The sequence below is a fragment of the Hymenobacter segetis genome, assembly GCF_038448715.1.
In the GTDB taxonomy this organism is placed as follows: Bacteria; Bacteroidota; Bacteroidia; order Cytophagales; family Hymenobacteraceae; genus Hymenobacter; species Hymenobacter segetis.
In genome coordinates this window covers 18,857-34,357 of the sequence record NZ_JBCEVZ010000027.1, presented here as the reverse complement: position 1 = coordinate 34,357, position 15,501 = coordinate 18,857, and the positions used below count along the sequence as shown (strand labels likewise).

General features: G+C 63.2%; 15 protein-coding genes, 1 tRNA gene, 1 pseudogene and 1 riboswitch. Of the genes and pseudogenes, 5 read left to right on the top strand and 12 right to left on the bottom strand.

Annotation, left to right across the window (positions count from 1 at the left end; all coding sequences use genetic code 11):
- Positions 1–191 precede the first annotated feature (191 nt).
- The 3 genes and pseudogenes from AAFH49_RS12340 to AAFH49_RS12330 form a co-directional block, all read right to left on the bottom strand.
- A pseudogene (locus AAFH49_RS12340) lies at positions 192–602 on the bottom strand (recombinase family protein); the annotation flags it as partial.
- Between the two features lie 12 nt (positions 603–614).
- Complete coding sequence (locus AAFH49_RS12335; RefSeq protein WP_342298488.1) at positions 615–710, bottom strand: recombinase family protein; 96 nt, start codon at positions 708–710, stop codon at positions 615–617.
- 205 nt (positions 711–915) lie between these two features.
- Positions 916–988, bottom strand: a tRNA-Gly gene (locus tag AAFH49_RS12330).
- A gap of 103 nt (positions 989–1,091) precedes the next feature.
- Between AAFH49_RS12330 and AAFH49_RS12325 the strand changes: the two genes are divergently transcribed.
- Genes AAFH49_RS12325 through AAFH49_RS12315 form a run of 3 tightly spaced genes read left to right on the top strand, consistent with a single transcriptional unit; the run spans position 1,092 to position 3,007 of the window.
- Complete coding sequence (locus AAFH49_RS12325; protein WP_342298487.1) at positions 1,092–1,361, top strand: hypothetical protein; 270 nt, start codon at positions 1,092–1,094, stop codon at positions 1,359–1,361.
- A gap of 29 nt (positions 1,362–1,390) precedes the next feature.
- Positions 1,391–1,936 (top strand): GNAT family N-acetyltransferase, encoded by a 546-nt coding sequence (locus AAFH49_RS12320; protein WP_342298485.1) that lies wholly within the window; start codon positions 1,391–1,393, stop codon positions 1,934–1,936.
- Positions 1,937–1,960: 24 nt separating this feature from the next.
- Complete coding sequence (locus AAFH49_RS12315) at positions 1,961–3,007, top strand: dienelactone hydrolase family protein (RefSeq protein WP_342298484.1); 1,047 nt, start codon at positions 1,961–1,963, stop codon at positions 3,005–3,007.
- A gap of 78 nt (positions 3,008–3,085) precedes the next feature.
- Here AAFH49_RS12315 and AAFH49_RS12310 read toward each other — a convergent pair whose 3' ends face one another.
- Positions 3,086–5,512: a B12-binding domain-containing radical SAM protein gene (locus AAFH49_RS12310; RefSeq protein ID WP_425293330.1), complete on the bottom strand. Its 2,427-nt coding sequence runs from the start codon at positions 5,510–5,512 to the stop codon at positions 3,086–3,088.
- Between the two features lie 137 nt (positions 5,513–5,649).
- Here AAFH49_RS12310 and AAFH49_RS12305 point away from each other — a divergent pair, with 137 nt between their 5' ends.
- A complete protein-coding gene (locus tag AAFH49_RS12305; protein WP_342298483.1) occupies positions 5,650–6,165 on the top strand; it encodes a DUF1440 domain-containing protein in 516 nt (171 codons plus the stop codon).
- Here the strand turns inward: AAFH49_RS12305 and AAFH49_RS12300 are convergent.
- From AAFH49_RS12300 to AAFH49_RS12285, 4 genes are all read right to left on the bottom strand, one after another.
- A complete protein-coding gene (locus tag AAFH49_RS12300; RefSeq protein WP_342298481.1) occupies positions 6,162–6,359 on the bottom strand; it encodes a hypothetical protein in 198 nt (65 codons plus the stop codon). The genes AAFH49_RS12305 and AAFH49_RS12300 overlap by 4 nt on opposite strands.
- Positions 6,360–6,453: 94 nt before the next feature.
- Positions 6,454–7,026 carry a helix-turn-helix domain-containing protein gene (locus AAFH49_RS12295; RefSeq protein WP_342298479.1) on the bottom strand — a complete coding sequence of 191 codons (573 nt, stop codon included), beginning with the start codon at positions 7,024–7,026 and terminating at the stop codon, positions 6,454–6,456.
- A gap of 5 nt (positions 7,027–7,031) precedes the next feature.
- A complete protein-coding gene (locus AAFH49_RS12290; protein WP_342298477.1) occupies positions 7,032–7,391 on the bottom strand; it encodes a hypothetical protein in 360 nt (119 codons plus the stop codon).
- Positions 7,392–7,445: 54 nt separating this feature from the next.
- Positions 7,446–8,054 carry a thioredoxin family protein gene (locus AAFH49_RS12285; RefSeq protein WP_342298475.1) on the bottom strand — a complete coding sequence of 203 codons (609 nt, stop codon included), beginning with the start codon at positions 8,052–8,054 and terminating at the stop codon, positions 7,446–7,448.
- A gap of 167 nt (positions 8,055–8,221) precedes the next feature.
- On the opposite strand from AAFH49_RS12285, the gene AAFH49_RS12280 reads away from it, so the two are divergent.
- Complete coding sequence (locus AAFH49_RS12280) at positions 8,222–8,494, top strand: hypothetical protein (RefSeq protein ID WP_342298473.1); 273 nt, start codon at positions 8,222–8,224, stop codon at positions 8,492–8,494.
- A gap of 98 nt (positions 8,495–8,592) precedes the next feature.
- Here the strand turns inward: AAFH49_RS12280 and AAFH49_RS12275 are convergent, their stop codons facing one another.
- The 4 genes from AAFH49_RS12275 to AAFH49_RS12260 form a co-directional block, all read right to left on the bottom strand.
- Positions 8,593–9,648 (bottom strand): DUF5074 domain-containing protein, encoded by a 1,056-nt coding sequence (locus AAFH49_RS12275; RefSeq protein WP_342298471.1) that lies wholly within the window; start codon positions 9,646–9,648, stop codon positions 8,593–8,595.
- Between the two features lie 63 nt (positions 9,649–9,711).
- On the bottom strand, positions 9,712–11,676 hold the full coding sequence (locus AAFH49_RS12270) for a TonB-dependent receptor (protein ID WP_342298470.1): 1,965 nt from the start codon (positions 11,674–11,676) through the stop codon (positions 9,712–9,714).
- A gap of 161 nt (positions 11,677–11,837) precedes the next feature.
- Positions 11,838–12,052, bottom strand: a riboswitch (cobalamin riboswitch).
- A gap of 28 nt (positions 12,053–12,080) precedes the next feature.
- Positions 12,081–12,944, bottom strand: a complete 864-nt coding sequence (locus AAFH49_RS12265; protein ID WP_342298468.1) for a transporter — start codon at positions 12,942–12,944, stop codon at positions 12,081–12,083.
- Positions 12,945–13,012: 68 nt separating this feature from the next.
- Positions 13,013–15,442: a TonB-dependent receptor gene (locus AAFH49_RS12260; protein ID WP_342298466.1), complete on the bottom strand. Its 2,430-nt coding sequence runs from the start codon at positions 15,440–15,442 to the stop codon at positions 13,013–13,015.
- Positions 15,443–15,501 lie beyond the last annotated feature (59 nt).

Sequence of the window (15,501 nt, the reverse complement as noted above, 5' to 3'; positions counted from 1 at the left end):
GCGGGGCCAAATTGGCGGTTACGGTCGGTGAATAAGTCCTCCAAAACCAGTTGCAGGCCCGGAATAATGTCTTGTGGAATTTGCCACCGCCTTGCTAAGTCAACCCGGAAATATTCGTGTGCGATAAAGTTGCAAAAAACCCTCCCGCCGGGATTCCTCCCACGCCACGCTCTGCTGTTCCCGGGCGGCACTCATGGCTGCGGGAAAGGTGCCGGCACAGTTTGCACATACAAGGACGCGAGGCGGGGGGCCAGGGATACGGCCTGGCTCTCCAGCGCCATCGAGGCATGCACCGAGCGGATAACCATGGCTTTGACCACGTCCGGTTCCTGCAACAGGGGGTAGCGGTCGCGGATGAGTTCGCGCTCGCACTCGGCCAATGAGGCAAACAGGTTGAGCACGAGCCACCCTTGGGCGGAGGCCGTGTTGATGGCATCGGTCAGCGAAATCAAGCCAATGTCCCGGCGCTGCAGGTCAGCCACTAGGTCGAGCAGATGCTTGAGCGAACGGCCCAGCCGGGCGAGCTTGTAGATGTAGACCGTTTCGCCCGGGCACACCTGCAGCAAGAGCTTGTCAAGTTCGACCTGGGCGGCCAGCGCGCCGGAGGCTTTTTCCTAGTAGATGAGCTCGCACCAAGCCTGGGTCAGGGAGTCGAGCTGCAATGCTAAGTTCTGGTTACGGGTGGAAACGCGGGCGTAGCCAATCTTCATGAAGTCGAGTTTAAGAAACTCATCTCCTAACGCAGTTTCGTAAACTTTGAATGATAGACGAGTTTCTTAAACTCGGCACACGCAGCAGACCCCTATTCGGGCCACCTGTAGAATCAGCAATGCGACTAGATTAGCAGTTCACGGAGAGGAGCGTTTGAAGCAAAACAGCCACCTAGCAACGAAGCTAAATGGCTGTTCTGTAATGAGCGAGAAACGAGGTTCGAACTCGCGACCCTCAGCTTGGGAAGCTGATGCTCTACCAACTGAGCTACTCTCGCGGAGATGTTTGGTGGCCCGAAATTACGCTAAAGAACCGAAACGACAACGAACGAAAAGCAAACGGCCAACCTCACCTTTGCGAGCATCGTATGCACGACTGATATGGCAACTCCTCCCCTCCCTCCTGCTACCCAACGCCTCGTTGGCCTGCTGCTGATATTTAGCGGCGCGCTTTTGGGCATTGGTTTGTTGCTAAAAGTAGCTGTGGGGGCCTATTCCTGGAATGCGGGCAGCCCGGACAGCCCCTCGGCATTGATGCTATCAGTGAACCTAGTGGGCCTGCTGGCCAGCGGCTTGCTGATGCGTTGGGGCCTGCGGATGCGGCGCGGCACCAGCACCTATCGGAACCCCAACGCCGACGAAATCCTTTAAATCTGCGGCGGCAACGCGACCTTTGCGCCATGTCATCTCCTCTGCGCATCTCGCTGGCCAAGGCCAATACCGCCACCGCCGCCCAACTGGCCAATTTGGGCCGTCAAACTTTTCAGGAAACCTTCGCCGCCACCAATACACCGGCGGATATGGCCGCGTATCTGGCCGAAAATTTCGGACCGGATATTCAAATGGCCGAATTGCAGGACCGCGAAAACACGTTTTTGCTGGCGCATATGCAGAACGAGCTGGTGGGTTATGCCAAGCTGCGCGATAATTCGGCCTTGGGCCTGCCCGAAGGCCAGGACGAGGCCGGCCGCCTTGAAATTGAGCGCCTGTATGTGCGCGATGACTGGCAGGGCACCGGCTTGGGCGCGGCCCTGATGCGTGGCATCCTGGCCCTGGCCGAGCAGCTGCACTGCACGGCTGTGGTGCTGGGCGTGTGGGAGAAAAACGACAAGGCCCGGGCCTTCTACCAGCGATTTGGCTTTCGCGAAGTGGGCCAGCACGAGTTCCGGCTGGGGCAGGACGTGCAGACGGACCTGATTTTGCGCAAGGGCATGGCCGGCCGCTAAAGCGCCTACTTTTACCGAATGCCTATGTCAGTCCCGACGCGTCCGATGAGCAGCCATTTCCTTCGCAAAAGTGGCGCTTTGCTGGGCGTGTGCCTGGGCATTCTATTGACGGCCTGTCAGACCAAGCACGAGCAAACTGCCGAAGCCGCCACGCCACCAGTCGGCCATTACGAAGGCAGCCTCAGCGCCGCCGGACAGCCCGAAGCCCGGGCCACGCTCGACATTCGCCACCCCAGCCCCGGCCACTACGAAGCCGAATTCACGGCCCCCGGCACGCTCAGCTTCGTGGCCGACACCATCGTTTTCAGCAACAATCAGCTGCGCCTGACGCGGCCCGCCCGCCCCGGCCAAACCCTGGCCCTGACGCTGGACGGAGACTTTTGGCGCGGTACCCTCACCTTGGATTCCACCAAAGCCACCACCATTCTGGTGAAGCGGGGCGCGCCCACGCCCAGTACCTACCGCACCGAGGAAGTGCCGCAGACCACGGGCTCGGCCTGGCTGTTTGCGCCGGCTGATACGGGCACGCCCGGCGCGGCGCTAGCCCTGCTGCCCGATGCCGAAACGGCCCCCACCGCCGCTATCTGGGCCGATGCGCTGGCCCGCGAAGGCCTGATTGTGCTGCTACTCCCGCCCGCCGATTCGGCCACGGCTGCGGATGAAACGCCGCGCCTACAAGCCGCCCTGCGCCTGCTGCGCGGCACCGCCGGGGCCGACACGGCCAATATCGGGGCGTGGGCGGCGGGAGGCCGGGCGACGGCCCTGGCTTCGTTGCTGACCGGCCCGGGCGCACCCCGAGCGGCCTTTTTCATCGCCCAAAACCCGGCGGTGGATGCCAACGCCCGCGCCGCGTTTCGGGAGCTGCGCAACCGCAAAATGCCCTTGCTGGGCCTGTACGGCGGCGCGGGGGCCACTACCCGCGCCGTCGCTTTGCGCAACGCGCTAGGCGGGCGGCGCGGCGCGGCCGTGCGCGTGTACCGCACCACCGGCCCCGATTTGCTGCTGCCGGGCAGCGCTGCCTTTGGGCCGGGGCTGCCCGCCGACGTGGTGGAGTGGCTACAAGGGAAGTAGCAGGACGTCGTTGGTAGTTGAACGATACCCCAGACGTCATACTGAGCTTGTCGAAGCATGACGGGCTGTTCCGTTTCTTTACAGCAGCAGCAGGCTCTTCTCGCGCAGCAAGGTCCAGGACGGGCTTTGCAGGAACGCCTCGAATGAGCCTTCCGATTTCGGAAAGCTGGCGGCGGCGTCTTTCAGTAGCACTTTGGTGTCGAAATCCTGGCTGAGCTGGGTGAGGAGTTGGTGCAGCCAGCGGCCGGCGGCTTCGGTGGTTTTCACCTCGAAATCCTCGGCCTGCTCGTAGCAGGTGAGCACGGCGCGTGGGGCCTTTTTACCCGATTCAATACGGATTTCAGGGGCGTTGCCGAGCCAGAACAGGCGTTGGTTCTGGCGGGCGAAGTCGGGCTTATCGGGGGCTTGCAGGGCTTGCTGGATGAGGTGGCGCGGGGTGGTCGATTTCGGGGTTTTGAAATCGAACCAACGGGCCAGGGGCTCATCGAGGGCCACGCCGTGCAGGTAGTTGTAGAGCGACTTGGCCAGGCCGGGGCCGAAGGCTTCGTGGTCGGTGCCCAGCGGGTCGTCGTGCCAGAGGTCGTTCCAGGCAAAGCCGGCGGGCTCCGGGCCGATGGCCGCCACCTGATACTTCGCCGGATTCTTGCCCACGGGCGAGTGCGCGGTCATCGAAAAGCGGTGCCAATAGCCGCTCTGCACCACGCCGGCCGCGAAAAGCTGGCGCACCACTTCGAGGCTGTCCACCGTTTCCTGGGCGGTTTGGGTGGGGAAGCCGTACATCAGATAAGCATGCACCATGATGCCGGCTTGGGTAAAACCGTCCGTGACGCGCGCTACTTGGGCGATGGTCACGCCCTTTTCCATCAACGCCAACAGCCTATCCGAAGCCACTTCCAGCCCGCCCGAAATAGCGATGCAGCCCGAGGCGGCCAGCAGCCGGCAGAGGTCGGGCGAGAAGGTTTTTTCGAACCGGATATTGCCCCACCAGGTGATGGCCACGCGGCGCTTCAGCAGCTCGATGGCAAGGTCGCGCAGGGCCAGCGGCGGGGCGGCCTCGTCCACGAAATGGAAGCCGGTCTGGCCGGTTTGGTTGATGATTTGCTCGATTCTATCCACCAGGAGCGTGCTGGGGGCCGTTTCGTACCGGCTGATATAGTCCAGCGTCACGTCGCAGAACGAGCAGCGCTTCCAGTAGCAGCCGTGGGCCACGGTGAGCTTGTTCCAGCGGCCATCGCTCCAGAGGCGGTGCATGGGGTTCAGCACTTCCAGCACCGAGAGGTAATCGGTGAGGGGGAGGTCGGAGTAGTCGGGCGTGCCCACTTCGGCGTGCGGCACATCGGGGAAGGGCTGGTTGAGGTAGTGAATCCGGCCCGCCTCGTCGCGCAGGAAGGTGCGTTGTAGAGGCAGTTCGGTCACATCAGCCCCCAAGTAAGGCCGCAATCGCGCTAAGGAAGGCAACAATATGGCTGGGGGAGGCATTACTTGCCCTAACGCGGGCTGCAATACCACTAGGGAAGGCATTACTTGCTCTAAGACGGGCTGCGATAGTGCCGGGGGAGGCACTACTTGCCCTAATGCGGGCTGCATTAGCATCGGGGGAGGCATTACCTGTCCTGATGCGGGCTGCAATAGTGTCGGGGGAGGCTGCAATTTCTCCATCGAAGGCAGCGATTGCGCGGCGAACAAGTCCAGCAGGCGCAACCACGGCCCCTCGCCATCATCCAGCGTCAGGAAGTCGATGTAATCAAAAAAGCGGGGCTCTTTGATGTCGCGCAGTTCGGTATTGGGGTAGCCGCCGCCCATGATGGTCACGGTTTCGGGGCTGATTTGCTTGATGTGTTTGGCCAGCCGCAACGCGCCGTAGAGGTTGCCGGGGAAGGGCACGGTGAAGCCCACCACATCCGGCTGCACCCGCGCCAAAAGGGGCTCCAGCTCCTCCAGCAGCATTCTATCCAGCAAATTCGGCGCGGCTTCCAGTTCCTGGTGCAGGGGCTCGAAGCTGGTGGCGGAGAGGGCCAGCTTTTCGGCGTAGCGCGAGAAGCCGAAGTGCGGCCCCACGGTTTCCTTGATGAGGTCGGCGAGGTCTTCGAGGTAGAGCGTGGCCAGGTGGCGGGCCTGGTCGGTGAGGCCCATGGTGCCGAAGGCCGTTTCGAGGTCGGCCACGTTGTCGAAGCGGCTGGCTTCGGGTAGGAAACGGCCGTGGCAGATGCGCGGGGCCAGCGTTAAATCTTTGTTTTGGAGGAAGCGGATGACCGGGGTGATGGTGGCCAGGTAGCGGTTTTGGAGGCGCAGCATCCGCTTGGCGTTGTCGCTCAGCTCAAAATTTCCGGCTTCAACTTCCTGAAAAACCCGCCGCAAACCCGCTTCCGAAAACAGCCGCAGCACCAGCTGCAAGCCCATATCGGCCTGGGTCACGTCATACCCGCGCCCGCCCAGAAAGCCCTTAATGTAGGCCGTGGCCGGGTACGGGGTGTTGAGCTGCGTGAGCGGCGGCGTCAGGAGCAAGATGCGGGGAGAGTGGTTCGGCACAGTGGAGACTAACCCGGCGCGGCCGGCCGGGGTTCATTTCCGGCAAAGGTCGGGGCTGGCGGCCGGAGGGCCGAGTGGCGTAAGACTTTCGGCCAAAATCCTTATTTTACTGCATGGAAACCTCTCCCTCCCCCATCGCCGCCGAGCGCCCCGCCGGCTGGCTCCGCGCGGCCCTCGTTACCGGGTTGCTGGCGGGCACGCTCGACATCATCGCCGCCTGCACCCAATACGTGCTGACGACGCACAAGTCCCCGGTCAATGTGCTGCATTTTGTGGCCAGCGGGCTGGTGGGGCAGGCGGCGTTTGCGGGCGGCGCGGGCACGGCCGTGCTGGGTTTGGTGGCCCACTACGGCATTGCGGTGGCGTTTGCCGTGTTTTTGTATTGGCTGAGCCCGCGGCTGCCGGTGCTGCTGCGGTATCCGGTGCTGGCCGGCCTGGGCTATGGGCTGGTGGTTTGGCTGATAATGAACCTGGTGGTGCTGCCCAGCTCGCGGGTGGCGGCCCCGCCCCTCAAGCCGGAGCCGGCTGCCATCGGACTGGTGATTCTCATGCTGTGCATCGGGCTGCCCATTGCCCTGCGCGCCGCCCGCTTCTACGCCGGCCAGCGGCCCGGGGCAGTGCCCCGCTAGCGGCGGGCGCGCAGCACTTCCAGGGTTTCGCGGTGGCGCTTTTCGGCCAAATCCTGGCTACGCGACGCCACGCCCCAGATAGCCGCCGGAATCCAGCCAATCAGCGTTATCTGAAGCACGAAACAGAGAATCCCCTTCAGCAAATGGCCGTTGACCATCATGGAAAAGCCGGGCAGCAGAATAGCGAGCAACATCGAAAAAGCAGGAAATAATTGACCTGGCAAACCTAATTAAAAAAGGCGGCTCCCGAGTGGGAAGCCGCCTTTTTTGGTATTGAAAGATGGTGCCTTACGCCAGCGCGTCGAGCGACATGCGTTCGGGCAGCATCAGGCGGCGGAACTCGCTCACGGAGTAGCCCGTCACCTGGCGGAACTGGTTGCTCAGGTGCTGGCCCGAGCTGTAGCGCATCTGGTCGGCAATCTGGTTCAGGGTCAGCTCGCCGTAGCTGAGCATTTCCTTCACGCGCTCAATTTTGAGGCGGATGAGGTATTTCTCGATGGTGAGGTGGGCGGTGCGCGAAAACACCTTGCTCAGGTGCGAGTAGGTGGCCGCAAACCGGTCCGTGAGGAAAGCCGAGGTGGTGAGCGGCGAGCGCGCCGTGCGCAGGTGCTCCAGGTATTCGGCCAGGGTGCCTTTGATTTGTTCGGTGAGCTGCTCGGCGCGGCCGCGCAGCAGCTCGAAGCCGGCGGCGTGCAGCAGCGGGGCCAGTTCTTCGGGGTCGGCGGGGGTATTCTCGTCGAGCTCGGCCACGCCCAGCGTTACGGCTTTGGGGCTGTAACCAGCGCGCTCCAACAGGTTGTGCACGGCTTCTACGCACCGGGGGCACACCATATTTTTGATGTGCAGTAGGTTAGTTTTCAATGGCTTTAACGTGTTTGGGGCCGCCGCGAGGCAGCCGGTGGAGAAATAGAACGCGCTGCTGACGCGCCGGGGGCCGCCCGGCGGGGCCGTGGGGCCGGCGTCGAGACTTCGGCCCATCCGCGCCCGAACCAATGCGCGGTGGCCCAGGTCACGAAGGGCACCACGGCGAGGAACGTAACGGCCAGCAGCCAGACCAATACGAGAAACGCAAAAAAAAGTCGACCAAAGAAATGGTCACTTACGCCAAACAAATAACCCACCAGCATTAGTGCCAGCAACAGGCTGACGCCGGCCAGCACGCCCACCCGCCGCCAGGGCCAGGCAGCAACGTGTTTTTGAAGGCGAAGGCGCAGCGGCAAGGGCATATAATTCGGAATTGGGAAGGTGAAAATAGGGGAAAATTTGATTCAACCCCAATCTTAGCCCAACAGCGCCAGCAGCTCGTGCTGCACCGACTGGCCATTATCGGCCTCGTACCACATATTCATGCCCTTTACTACCTGGTTGGTATGCAAAGTTTTATCGGCGTGCAGCTGGTGGCTCAGCAGCTGGGCCTCGGCCGGGCGCGGGCCCCAGGTGCCCAGTTCGGCACCGGTAGCCGCATCGTAGCGAATGAGCTTGGGGATGCTGTTTTTGCCGTCGGTCTGGTGGGTGGCCATCAGCTCGGGATGCTCGGAGCGCAGCGCGACGTGCAGCGTGACATGGTCGTGGCTTTCATCGGCCAGGTGGGCCAGAATGGGCAAGGTGTGCGCGGTATCGCCGCACCAGGTTTCGCCCAGCACCAGCCAGCGCTCGGGGCGGGGCAGCTGCCGGAGCTTTTCGACCAGCGCGGCCAGCAAGGGCCGGGCATAGGCGGTATCTAGGTGCGCCTGGTTCTGGGCGGTGTAGCGGATGAGGCCCGGCAGCTGCTCGGGACCGGTGGTGCGGTTTTCGGCGGCCAGCGTAGTCATCAGCTCCCGGAACTCGGGGTAAGTGTAGGTCGGCACGAGCGCAGTAGCCGCCGAGGAAACGGAAAGCGGGTTAAACATCAGGCAAATAAGAAAAATGAAGTGGGAACGCGCAGCTTTGGGCAACCTTCGGCCGGTCCTCGTCGGTACAACCGTACCCGCGCCCGGTGGTTCGGGTTGCGTGCGGGCGGGTTATTTTTCTACCTTGCGGCATCGCTTATTATTTACCCCCTCACCTTCGCTCTTTCATGTCTCTGAAAAACTTCCTCCGCCCGCTTGCCGTGGCCTGCGCCCTCACCGCCACGTTTAGCGCCTGCAGCTCGGGCACCAAAGACGGCGACACCAACGTGGAGCGCGGCTACACCAAAAAAGGCCCCGCCGCCGGCACCGACGGCACCGCCAACGGCGACTCGGCCACCGCCGGCCTCACCCGCGACACCACGCGCCGCGTGACGGGCAAAGACCTTTACAAAGCCGCCGGCGACGCCAAAGACCGCAACCACGACGGCATCGCCGACTAGCTTTTAGCCATTCAGCGTCAAATCAAGGCCCACAAAAAAGGCCCGCTCCTTCCGGGGCGGGCCTTTTCCTTGTTTTGCAGAAAGAGGAGGTGGAAAATCTAGTTGAACACGAAGCCGTTGGGGTATTTCCCGACCTGGAAAGAGTCGATTTTGGTGCCGGTGCTGGTGTAGCGCGATGCGTAGCCGTTGGAAGCCCCACGGGAGGCACCACCGTAAATAACATTGTCTTTATCGATGCCCAGGCCGTAGAAATTACGGCGAATGAGCGGCGTGGCGGGCAACGTGGTTGCCGTCAGGGGCAGCTCGTAGATGCCGGCGGCCACCTTGCTGTCACCGCCCAACGACACGAATACTTTGTCGCCGGCGGGGTTCAGGCGCAGGTTGCCGTTGGAGTAGTTGCTGGGCACGGCAATGTTCACCTGGGTGGCTGGGGTGGCCGGATTGAAGCGGATGATGTGGTCGTTGGGGTCGACGTACTGGCCGCAAAGCACCCATATGTTGCCGGCATTGTCCTGCACAATGCCTTTCGGGCCGTCGGGCGTGGCGATGGGCGCCTGCACCGCATCAGTGGCCGGGTTGATGACGGTGAGGAAGTTACTGCTGCTGTTAGCCACGTACACCAGGCCGTTTTTGCCCAGCAGAATTTCCTCAGGCTGTACCCCCAGCCCCGTGCTGATGGTGCCCGTGATGCGATTGGTGGCCAGGTCCACAATGCTCACGGTGCCATTGGCTACATAGCCGTTCCACTGCGTCACGTAGGCTTTAGTAGCTGATACCGCCACCGCATAGCGCGGCTGCTTCAGGTGAATGCCCGCCGTGTGCCGGAAATCGGTGAGGTTGACGATGTTCAGCGAGTCGCTGGCCGTCACGGCCAGGTATGCCTTCGTACCGATAATGGTCATCGACTGCGGGTTGGAGCCTAAATCGCCTTGGTTGACGCTTTTATAGAGGCCGGTGCTGGTTACCGTCTTGGTAGTGGTGTTGAACAGACTGATATCGCCGTCGGGACTGGGGAAGTTGCCTTCGTTCACCACGTACACCCGCTCGCTGGGGCTGGGCAACTCGACCTTGGGGTCATCCTTTTTGGGGTCGCAGGCGGTGAGGAGCAGGCTGCCGGACAAAGCCAGCAGGGATAGTTTTTTGAGGGAAAACATGAAGCGTATAAAAGGTGGTTTAATTGAAAATGACACGTTGAGTTGCCCGCCGGGCCTGGCCGCTTACCGCCAGGCTACGCGCAGGCTGAGTTGCCCGGCGCGGGGCGGCATGAGGCGGTAAGCATAGCTTTGGTAGGCCTGGTTGGTGAGGTTGGTCCCTTGCAGCAGCAGCGTGAAGGCCCACGCCGAAACGGGCCGAAACGTATAGCCCAGGTTGGCATTGAGCAGCAGGTAAGACGGCAGAAACTCCTGGGCATCGGCGGTAGTGTAGCGGTAGCCGGTGAGCTGCAACGCGGCCCCGGCCTGCCAGCCCCGCCAGGTATGGTCGGTGCTGAGGGTGGCGGCGTGCAGGGGCACGTAGGGCAGCTGCACGCCCACGGGGTCGGGGTCCTGCGCGTAGCCTTCCAGCTTGCGGGCCTGGGTGAAGGTGTAGGCCGCCCGCACCCGCATGCCGTGGATGGGCCGCCGCCAGCGGATTTCGGCGCTGGTTTCGAGACCCTGGGTGCGTACCTGGCGCAGGTTCTGGGGCGAGTAGCTGCCGGCGTATTCGGCGGCGGGCAGCCACTGTATCCAGTTTTTCACCGTTTGGCGGTAGGCGGTGACTTCGGCCTCCCACTGCACTGGCGAGGGCTGGGCGGGCTGCCCTTTGTAGGCCAGGCCGGCTTCGTAGCCTTCGCCGCTTTCGGGCAGCAGGTTGGGGTTGCCGCCGGGGCTCCAGTAGCGCTCGTTGAGGGTGGGGGCGCGGTAGCTGCGGGCCGCGCTGGCCTTGGCAGTGAGGTGATGGGCCGGGCGCTCCAGCAGGGCCCACTCGGCCCCCAGGGCGGGCAGCAAGGGCGGGCGCTGCCCCGGCAGCAGGGCCTGACGCAGCTGGGCGCTGAGGTGCAGGCGGGCAAAAGGGTCGTAGCGGGCCAGCAGGAAACCGGCGCTACGGTACTCGCTCAGGTTGCGGCCGTAGTCGGAAATGCGGGCGTCGAAACGCTGGGTTTCCAGCCCGGCGTGCAGGCCGAGCTGGCTGGTTAGCTGGGCGGTGTATTCGGCCTGCGCCTGGGTGGTGTACACCCGCGACGGGCTGCTAAGGTCATCGTCCCAATAATCAAGGCCGTCGTCGAACCAAACCCCGCGCACGGCCCAGCTCTGGCGGGCCGAGATGGTGTGGCGGTAGCCCAGCAGCACGCGGCGGTTGCGGTCGCGCTGCATGGCGTGGCGGTTGGCCGTGCCCAGGCTGGGCTGAATTTCCCGCTCCGTATCGGTCAGCCAGACGGAGGCCAGCACTTCGCCGGATGTGCCCACCCGCCAGCCCAGGTCTTCGGCCACGCTCCACTGGTGGCGCAGGGCGGCATTTACCAGCCGCCGGGTGCGACCGGTGCCGAGCTCCGCGTAGGCAAAATCGTTTTGCGCGGTGCGGGCCGAAGCCGTTACCTGCGCGGCCACCCGCCCGTTGCTGAAACCGGCTTCCACACTGCCGCCCCACAGGCCAAAGCTACCCGCATCGGCCTGGGCACTGGCCCAGCCCTTACGGCCCCAGCGCAGGGGCGACGACAGCAGCACCGCCCCGCCCACCGCGCCGCTGCCAAAGGCCGCGCCGCCCGGCCCCAACTGCACTTCTACCCGGCTGCTGGCGCTGGCGGGCAGGGTGGCAAAATCGGATTCACCCAAAGAGGGCACGCTGATGTTGAACCCGTTCCAGAGGACGGCCGTGTGGCGCGATGCCGTGCCCCGGATGGTGATGGTGGTGAGCTGGCCCGGCCCGTAGGTCTTGAAATAGATGGAGTTGCGGGCGGCCAGCACGTCGGCCAGCGTGCCGCCGCGCTGCTGGCTGAGCGTGGTGGAATCAACCAAAAGCCGGCGGCTGCCGACGGCAAACCGGGCGGGTCGGCTGGCACGCACCTGCACATCGGACAGCGGATGCACTACGTCCGTCAGGCTGGTCCCGGCTGGGGCAGGCGCTATCTGCGCTGCCGCCAAATGGCTCAGCAGCAGCAAGCCCGGCAACGGGAAAACACGCCTGAACGATAAAAAAAGCTGCATCCGAATCAAATTTTCCAAAAGAAAATTCGATTCAAAATCTACCGTCAGTCGCCTTCAAATTAAAGAAAACCAGCGCCAGACCGAGGCCGAAAAACAGTTGTAAAGTGGGCCTGCCGAAACCGGCCCCTGTTCTCTTTCTCCATTCGTCCTCCGCGAATGCTGAACCTGTGAATGTCCGGGCAGGTCTCCTGGCTTGCTTCGCCGAGCGGGCCGCCTTCCCATTTAGTCGATTGAAAATCAATCAGCAAACAGTGGCATTCGTGGCCCGCCCCGATGTGAAGCGTACAGTTGCGGGGACAGCTCCGGCATTGAACCGGATTCCCTTTTCAGCCGCGCCCCGCGATTGGGGTCTGGCACCTTGACGGGGCAAAGGTACGGGAAGGACGGTTAGCAGGGCGCGCGCCTTAGCGCCGGAAGCTCATGCCGATGAAATATTCGCGGTCCACGGAATTGGTGATGGGCAGGTGGGTGCCAAAATCGAGCTGCACGTTGTCGCTCACGTCGAGCTGCGCCCCGGTGTTGATGGAGCTCAGCCATGAGGACTGGCGCACGTCGCGGTAGCCCACCAACTCCGCAAATACCTGAATGAGCTTGGTGAACTGATAATCAGTGGTGAACGTGGGCGTGAGCTGCAGGTAATGCGAGTGGGTTTCGCGGTCCCAGTACACCTGCGTGGCCACCTGCCCGCCAATGCTCCAGGGCTTGTTGAGTTGGTACACCACGGGCAGCACGGCTCCGTATTCCACGGCTCCATCGCCGCGCGGGCCGCCGGTGGGCAGGGTCACGTAGCCAATCAGACCCAGGGCCCAACGGCTATTGTCGTCGCCCACCAGCGTGTGCTTCAGGCGCAGATTCAGGTCGCCGAGGCCGCGAAAAACGGCCGTCTGGCCGGGGTCGGCATCATCGTAGTTGCGGGTATCGGTGTAGGAATCGAGGCCTACTTGTAAATCCGTCCGGTCGGTGAGGCCGATTTTGGCTAGGGCGTGGTTGATGTACCAGTCGTGCCCGTAGGCCGTGCCCTCGCGGCGCGTGAGCAGGCGCAGGGCATCAGTTTCGTACTGAAAATGGCCCGCATCGACCGAATACGGGCTTTCGGTGATGCCGGGGCGGTCGGGCACCATGGGGCGCATGTATTTGCGCGGCGTAGGATTGAACAGGTTAAATTGATGTTTATCAACTTTAATCGTGTCATTTTTAACGCCCTGCTGTGCGACGGCCGGGTGCATCAACACCGTTAAAAACAAGCAAAGCGTACCGAAACGAAGCATAGCGCGAAGAGAAAGAGAGCCCCGCATACGCAGTTTCCAGCTGAACAGTCGACTTCCGGCAGGTTAGTTTAGAACGGCACCACCACTTTCACCGCCACATTCCGGCCGGGGTTGTAGATACCCAAGCGGCCATTGGGCGCGGCGGCGTAGTATTCGAAGTATTTCAAACGGTTGAGGTGGGCTTGGTAAGCGGTGTCGAACACGTTATCAACCTGCACGATGAGCTGCACCACCGGCCGGCCGCCCGGGCTCGCCAAAGTAGTGCCCGCCCCCAGGCCCAGCAGGGCATAGCCGGCGGTGGCGGTTTCGGTGTTGTCGAGGGCGTAGAAGTGATTTTGGCTGGCGCTGCCCTCCACCGTGGCCCGGAAATAGGTGCCCGTGAGGCGGCCTTTGCCAGTGGGCAGCGTGGCGCGCACCTCGGAGCGGGCCCGCAGTGGCGGGATGAGCGGCAGGTAGCGGGCGGCTTCGCCTTGGCGTTCGAGCAGGTTGGCGTCGGCGTTCTGGCCGTTCACGAAGGCTACGCTGTTGTTGAGCGCCAGCCACGGCAGGGCGGCGGGCCGCCAGTTCAGGCTGGCTTCCAGGCCGTAGAGACGGGCGGCGGATTGCTGGAACTGGTAGGTGGTGTTGCCGGGCACGATGACGACCGGCTGCCCGGCCTCGTTCAGCAAGCGGCCCTGGTAAATGAAGTTCTGCACGTAGTTGTGGAACACCTCCACTGAGGCATCGAGCGTGGCTTGGTGCCAGAGCACGCCCACGTCCTGCTGCCAGCTGAACTCGGGCCGGAAGCTGCGGTTGCCAAGATACACGATGTGCGCGCCGGGGTCGAGGCCGTTGGAGCCAATTTCGGGGATGTTGGGGGCGCGGTAGCCGCGGGCCAGGTTGGCGCGTAGCGTGAGCTGCTCCGTGGCCACACAGCTCGCCCCCGCACTGGCCGACACGCCCTGATAGCGCTGCCGAAACGCCGGAAACGGCAGTTCCGCTCCCACCGCGCCGGGGCCGGCCGCGCCCGCAAACCCAGTGGCCGGGTTGGGGGCCAGGTAGAAATCATTCCAAGTCACGAGGCGGGTATCGTAGCGCAGGCCGCCGCTCAGCTCCAGCTTGCCCAGGGGCTTTTTTAGAAGCAGAAAGCCGCCCGCGTCCAGCAGGTTGTAGTCGGGAATGGGGAAATCGGTGGCGTTCTGGTGGCGGTTGAGCTGGCCCATGCCGTTGCTGCCGAGGCTGATTTGCAGGCCCTGCCAGTCGGGCAGGTGGTAGCGCACATCGTAGGTGTAGGTGGTGAGGCGCAGGGCCAGGCCGGGCTGGCCGGGCGCGGTGGGGTGGTTGAATTCCTCCCGCGTGTTCTGCTGCGCGCCCAGCAGCAGGTGCAGCTCGCCGCCCCCCAGGTGCAGCTGCGTTTTGGTGAATACCCGGTAGTGCTGAATGCGCTGATGCAGCGGGCTGATGGCATAGGAGCTCAGCTCATCATCACTCACCAGCGGCCGTTTTTTGATGTCATCCAGCCCGCTCTCGGCCACCTGACGGGTGAAACGGCGGCTTAGCGAGTCGCGGCTGCCATCCGGGATTTCCTGTTGATTGTCGTACAGCGTGAGGTACCAGTGCGAGCTGCCCCAGTGCTTGCTCACGCCGGCCATCCCCGTCAGGGTCAGCTCTCGAAAACCGGTGTTGTACACGCGACCATCCACACTGTTCCGGTAGTCGCGCGCCAAGCGGTGGCTGGCCCGGAAGCTGGTCTGGAACCCATTTTTCTGGTAATTCAGCCCCAGCGAATTTCCCACTAAGCCGTTGGCCGACTGGTACTCATTGAGGACTTCGCCACGCAGCCGGCCTTCGGGGCCGCTGGGCAAGGCGGGCAGTAGATTCACCACGCCGGCCACGGCATCGGAGCCATAGAGCAGGCTGGCGGGGCCTTTCACCACTTCCACGCGCTCGATGTCGTAGCCATCCACCTCCACGCCGTGCTCATCGCCCCACTGCTGGCCTTCCTGCCGCAGGCCGTTGTAGAGGGTCAGCACGCGGTTGTAGCCCAGCCCCCGAATGAAGGGTTTCGACACGTTGGGGCCGGTGGTAACGGCGCTCAGGCCCGGAATGCCCCGCACGGCCGCGTCGATGACGTTGGTGTTGGCATTGAGGTTGATTTCGCGGCGGCTGAGGGTGGCAATGGGTACGGGGCTGCGCCGGATTTCGGTGGCCCGGCTCACGCCCGTCACCACCACTTCGCCTAGGTCAGCGGCGGTGGCTTGCAGCAGGAAATCAACCGTTTGGGATTGGCCGGCGGTTACCTCGGCGCGCTGCTCTATGGGCGCGAAGCCCACGGCGCTGGCCCGCAGGCGCACTGCCCCGGCCGGCACGCCGGCTAGCTCGTAGTGGCCCGCCGCGTCGGCCACGGCCCCCAGCGTGGTGCCCAACACCGCCACGCTGGCAAACGGCACCGGCTGGCGGGCGGCACCGCGCACTACCCCGCCAATAGTAGGCAACTGAGCGAAAGCCAGTTGCGGCACCAAAATAAATAGTATCAACAGTATTTTCACAGCTATTTTATTGGATATAAAAGGACATG